The sequence below is a fragment of the Spirulina sp. 06S082 genome (assembly GCF_034932145.1).
Taxonomy (GTDB): Bacteria; Cyanobacteriota; Cyanobacteriia; order Cyanobacteriales; family Spirulinaceae; genus CCY15215.
This window is the reverse complement of record NZ_JAYGHV010000460.1, coordinates 1-3,381: the sequence shown is the minus strand read 5'-3', so window position 1 is coordinate 3,381 and position 3,381 is coordinate 1. Positions and strand designations below refer to the sequence as shown.

Genomic DNA, 3,381 nt, shown 5'->3' with positions numbered 1-3,381 from the left:
GCAGGTTATTGTTTCCCTAAAGAGGGTGAACCGTATTTGTAACGAGAGTTCTTTTACCGAGAGTAATCTATTTTTAGAGAGCAGGAGAAGGAAATTCTGCTCTGTTTTTTCGACAAAAAAATAGAAATATTGCTGTAATTTCAAGGACTAGAAACAAAAATAAAATAAATATGCGTATCTATCTATCTGCTTCTCATACCTATCCTGCAAAACTGACTGGAACTGCATCGCAAAATCCCACGGATTTGCTTGTTAGAGGTCTAGGAGAACTCGGACATGATATTTTCTACGATCTCAGACAGAATGAAATTTTAGAACCTTTGCCAGACTCCGTTAATCTTGCTGAAAAATGGATGTTTGATGTCGATATTCTACACATTCAAGATATTTCCCCTTTTGAGTCTTTTGATTCCCGTGGTAAACCGTGGCTAAGAACCTATCATGCTCCTTTAGGAAATCATGTTGTTCCTGCTAACTTTGGGAAAAGCAATATTGTTTTTGTTTCCAAATTCCATGCTCAATGTTTTGGTAGTGAACGTTATGTTTATAATAGCATCGATCCTGATGATTTTATTTATTCTCAAACCAAAGAAGACTACTTTGTTTTTTTAGTTTGTGGTTTGGAAAGAGCCATTTTAAAAGGATTAGGTCTAGCTTTGCTACTTGTCCAAGAACTCGGCATTAAACTGATTGTTGCTGGTTCTAGTAAAAATGATTTTTATCAAAGACAATTTGCCGTCATGTGTCGAGAGCAAGGTGTAGAGTTTGTGGGTGAAATACGAGGAAAACAAAAAGCAGAGCTTCTTGCAGGTGCGAAAGCACTTCTTGCTCCAACATTAATTCCTGAACCTTTTGGTTTGGTTGTTGCGGAAGCATTGATATCAGGAACTCCAGTCATTTGTAGCGATCGCGGAGCTTTTCCAGAATTAGTCTCATCAGATGTGGGTTTTATCTGTCATAAATTTGAGGAATATATTAATGCGATCGCAAAAATAGAGACAATTTCTCCTCAAGTTTGTCGAGACAAAGCAATGAGAGATTTTCACTACTTAAAAATGGCGGCTGATTATATTAAAGAATACGAAAAAGAAATTCAATTCAATCTCTCCTAATCAAAAAGATTTGTTTTACCAGTTTATATCTTTTTCGTAACCTGTTTGTATTAATACTGTTCCAAAACGCTGCTTAAATTCTTCCTTAATCCCTTCAGAAAAATGATTTTGCCAGTCTCCAGCAATTCCTTTTCTTTCGTGAGAAGCAATGTCTTCCTCACCTTTTTTGCGTCCTGTTTTGTTTTCAAAAGAGTGAGACTTGACAATTTCCTGTAACCGTTGACGCTCTATATCAATTTGACAATGTTCCATTATTGTCTCGATAGTTTCATACTGATTATTGACTAAGTCTTCGTATTTAATGAGTAAACATTCGTTATCCAACCAGGATAACTGAATATTAGCCCAGCGTTGCAGGACTTCATCCATTAGATAAATAAAGCCTTTTTCGCGATCGAGACTCTGTAAATTTTCTCTCCACCGATGCAAGTTTTTGGTCTTGACAGGATGACTAATTTTAAAACTGAAATAAGCAGAAACTAAAGCATCGCGCAAATCGCGAATTACGATAAATTTTCGATGCTCTTTATTTTGCATCTGAAAATTGTACCAATTAGCAATATAGGTCTGAGGCGATCGCAAAATATTTTTATATTGAGGACGATTTAGCCCCCAATTAGAGCCGATAAGTGCTTCAAAATTAGGTTTAGCGAGATAGAGACAGGGATAAACGTGACCAATTTTAATAGGGTTTTGATTGTAATGAGCTCCCATTGTCTGATTAGGTACATAACGATCTGGAGCGCAAGACTTTAGTAATGCAGATATCCATTGCGATCCTGCTTTTTGATGGGTGATATGAAATACAGTGGGTCTATCGTTCATTTGAGTTATAATTGAGCCGAGAAAATTATAATTGATTGAGTAGACTTTGTTCAAACCATCTAGTTAACCGATATCTTTTTCCATTTCTTGAATCAAAGGGAGAACTTCTTGGTTAAAATAGTTCATTGTTTCTAGTTCTGGGCTGCCCGATAAAATAAATTGAGAGCAACCGATCTTTTTATATTCTATAATTGCCGAAGCAATATCTGTCGGGTTTCCTACCAGTGCAATTGAAGAAGGACCGCAGTAAGGAATGGCTCCTTTCCATAACCAAGGAGTCAGCCAATTTTCCTCTGCATGAGGGTCGATATCATTCTTTTTCTGAGCAGATTTAACCAGTTCCATATCCGAAGTTTTAAAGATTTCTTGAACGAATAAGTTGTTACTGGATTCAATTAAAGAATAGGTTGCTTCTATTGCTTCCTTGCGGGTTGGTCTGACAATTATCGAGCCGCGCAGTCCAACTTCTTTACCTTGTTTCTTGAGGGTTTGAATACGCGATCGCACCTTATCCGGATGACTCCAAAGGAACAAGCCGCAGTCCCCCAGTTGACCCGTCAGTTTAACGGCTAGAGTCGAAGCACCGCTAATATAAATTTCTGGGCGATCGCCTTCTGGGGCAATAAATGGAGTCCCCAGTTGTCCATTTTCTATCTGATAGTAATTGCCCTGAAAGTTAAAGTTTTCCTCCTGACTCCATAGTGCGTGACAAATTTGCAAAAATTCTTTGGCTCTTGAGTAGCGGCGATCGGTATCGAGAAAATCCCCATAATAGCCTTGTTCTTGAGTGGAATGACCAATAATGATATTTAAGCTGACTCGACCATTTGTTAAAGCGGAAAGGGTATTAATTTGCTGCACGAATAAAGTCGGAGATATTAATCCAGGACGATAAGCGACAAGGAATTTTAGCTTTTTTGTGGCCATTCCTAAAGCCGTCGAGAGAATGAGTGGATCGACCCTATAATAATTAAAAGGAATTAATAATGACTCAATCCCTATTTCCTCCGCGCGGTGACAAAAATTAACATCATTTTCTAGATGCCGCAAACACTGTTGAGGTGAATAATTTGCTGCCGATGCAATTCCCGATCTTCCTCCCCATACTGATAGTCGCCAATGAAATCTAAGGGACATCTTTAGTCTTTGCATAAATTCTTATTCATACTGTACACTAAGCCTTGAGAAAATTACAGCCGCTTTTTATGATTCTCGCTCAAACAACAGATAAGGAATCCTTTCTCGATCGCCTTAAACAATTAGCTCAACAAAAGTTTGCTGCTCGTGCTGCTCTGTACGATCGCACTGCTAGTTTTCCCCAAGAAGATTTTACCGATCTTTTTAATGCAGGACTTCACGCTCCAGCAGTACCTCTAGAATATGGTGGCTTAGGTTTGAGTCACAGTAGCGATATTTATAGTCTCTGGATGATGACAAAGGCACT

Annotated in this window: 4 protein-coding genes; 2 read left to right on the top strand and 2 right to left on the bottom strand. The window is 38.2% G+C overall.

Annotation, left to right across the window (positions count from 1 at the left end; translation table 11 throughout):
- Window positions 1–170: 170 nt before the first annotated feature.
- On the top strand, window positions 171–1,112 hold the full coding sequence (locus tag VB714_RS26895) for a glycosyltransferase (RefSeq protein ID WP_323228381.1): 942 nt from the start codon (window positions 171–173) through the stop codon (window positions 1,110–1,112).
- Window positions 1,113–1,127: 15 nt separating this feature from the next.
- Here the strand turns inward: VB714_RS26895 and VB714_RS26890 are convergent, their stop codons facing one another.
- The gene (locus VB714_RS26890) at window positions 1,128–1,937 is read right to left on the bottom strand and encodes a sulfotransferase domain-containing protein (RefSeq protein ID WP_323228380.1); all 810 of its coding nucleotides are present in this window, start codon (window positions 1,935–1,937) and stop codon (window positions 1,128–1,130) included.
- A 63-nt stretch (window positions 1,938–2,000) separates the two neighbouring features.
- The gene (locus VB714_RS26885) at window positions 2,001–3,074 is read right to left on the bottom strand and encodes an LLM class flavin-dependent oxidoreductase (RefSeq protein WP_323228378.1); all 1,074 of its coding nucleotides are present in this window, start codon (window positions 3,072–3,074) and stop codon (window positions 2,001–2,003) included.
- A 68-nt stretch (window positions 3,075–3,142) separates the two neighbouring features.
- Between VB714_RS26885 and VB714_RS26880 the strand changes: the two genes are divergently transcribed.
- A partial coding sequence (locus VB714_RS26880) for an acyl-CoA dehydrogenase family protein (protein ID WP_323228377.1) occupies window positions 3,143–3,381 on the top strand: 239 nt, incomplete at its 3' end.

Coding starts and splice junctions, on each gene's coding strand:
- VB714_RS26895 (WP_323228381.1), top strand. CDS start 171: ATGCGTATCTATCTATCTGCTTCTCATACCTATCCTGCAAAACTGACT.
- VB714_RS26885 (WP_323228378.1), bottom strand. CDS start 3,074: ATGTCCCTTAGATTTCATTGGCGACTATCAGTATGGGGAGGAAGATCG.
- VB714_RS26890 (WP_323228380.1), bottom strand. CDS start 1,937: ATGAACGATAGACCCACTGTATTTCATATCACCCATCAAAAAGCAGGA.